General features: G+C 64.4%; 2 protein-coding genes. One reads left to right on the top strand and one right to left on the bottom strand.

The window, feature by feature from the left end; all coding sequences use genetic code 11:
- Positions 1 to 471: 471 nt before the first annotated feature.
- The gene (locus tag AQI88_RS42315) at positions 472 to 1,059 is read right to left on the bottom strand and encodes an SMI1/KNR4 family protein (protein ID WP_159050620.1); all 588 of its coding nucleotides are present in this window, start codon (positions 1,057 to 1,059) and stop codon (positions 472 to 474) included.
- A 344-nt stretch (positions 1,060 to 1,403) separates the two neighbouring features.
- Here AQI88_RS42315 and AQI88_RS46470 point away from each other — a divergent pair, with 344 nt between their 5' ends.
- Positions 1,404 to 1,541, top strand: coding sequence for a hypothetical protein (locus AQI88_RS46470; RefSeq protein ID WP_159050619.1), 138 nt, complete (start codon positions 1,404 to 1,406; stop codon positions 1,539 to 1,541).
- Positions 1,542 to 1,633: the final 92 nt, after the last annotated feature.

Genomic DNA, 1,633 nt, shown 5'->3' with positions numbered 1-1,633 from the left:
AACCCCTGCCCAGCAGGACCCCCAAGACACCAAGATCGAGACAGACCTAACGGAGTCCTATTAGACGCTCATCGCTCAACGGTCCATCGCCGGCAGGTCCGTTGTCAGTGCTTGCGTCTATGGTCTCAAGCGCGCGGTCGGCTTCCGGGGGTTCCAGCTCTGAAGGAAAAGGTTTCATCCCCGGCCTGTCTGGGGGCGGCTCGGGGACTCGCCCGGGACCTAACCGACGGCCGGGCTTCGTCGATGGCCATGAGATGACCTGCCAGCGCCGGCCGCGCACCCCTCTCCCTGGGCGTGGGCGTATGCACGCTTTCCAACTGTGGTGGTGGGGTGTTGGGGTGCGTGCGGGGGCGTTCACCTGGGTTCATGGGCGGTCAGCCGCCGGTGCGGAGACGACTTCGGGTCTCGCCTGAGCGACCGTGAACGGTGCTGAATGAGACGGAAAGTGAGACGGCGTACTCGTCCCGGACGTCACCAGTGGGGGCAATCCCGGCTGGACAGCTCGCGGTGTGAGTACGGTTCATCGGGCATCACACCGTGCAGCCAATCGGTGAGCCACTGGGCCAGTGACTGTTCGAGCGGGGCAAGGGCGTGCTGGAGACAGCAGAGGTTGGGATCCCAGTCCCACATCTGTCCGTCTGCGGTCCGGAAGTCGATCAGTGCCCACATGGCGCAGCCGCGGTCCATGAGCGGAACGACCCCTGGCGGAAGGCTGTGATCAGGATCGGCGGCGAAGTCGTGGTAAGCCATGGCGATGTCCGCGCGGTCGCTGAACCAGTTGCCGGTGTCGGTGAGGGACAGCACTCTCGACGGGCCGAAGCCGCCGTTGGCGACTTCGAGATAAATCCGCTTCAACAGTTCGGGCATCGGGTGGCCCACGATTCGCTCGAACCCGGCGACGTCCTTGGCGGAGGCCGGACCGGGCAGTCCCCGGCCGGCTACGCGTGCACGGGTAGCCAGGATCAGTTCGTCGTCAGTCACATCGAGATCCTCGGCGACGCTGCGCGGGTTGTCGAGGATCGTCAACACAGCGGTGCGCGCTCTGAGCTTGGGAATCACCCGACACATGGACGTTCATATCCCCTCTGAACTGGGGAAACGTCTGTTGTTGGTGTCGATTGACTACCCCGGCGGACCCCTTGCTGACCGCCGTTTACCGACCCTACTGGCACGTTGTGGCACGCAGCCCTCGCCAGACGCGTCACCTTCGAACCAAGAGGTGGCTGGCAGGGCTCAGGGCTGGTACGAGCCATCCGTTGCTGGGGCGTCCTCTCTGGACGTCGATCGTTTGCGAGACATGACGCTCGCATGCAGGCGCTGGCGGGGTTCTCTTTCCGCCTCTGCTGTCACGCAGACGGCACCCGCGCCAATGCCGCCCTCACGGTGTTCGCTACATCGTTGACATGGACACCGAGGTCGCGGAGATGGCGGGCTGTGACTGCCACCGGCAGATCGACGCGTCGAGCGATCAGTACGAGTTGCGCGAGTGGCATCGGTGGATTCATCGGCTTTGGCAGGGGGCGATCGTCAGCGGTAAGTAGTCGCAGCGCATCGCGATGGGTGAGATCGTGCGGAAGGTCGTCGCGGGATACACGAAGACCGTAGGAGCGAAGTCGGCTAGCCAGCTCCCTAA

Source organism: Streptomyces cellostaticus, from assembly GCF_001513965.1.
Taxonomy (GTDB): domain Bacteria; phylum Actinomycetota; class Actinomycetes; order Streptomycetales; family Streptomycetaceae; genus Streptomyces; species Streptomyces cellostaticus.
This window is presented reverse-complemented; position numbering and strand designations above follow the sequence as displayed.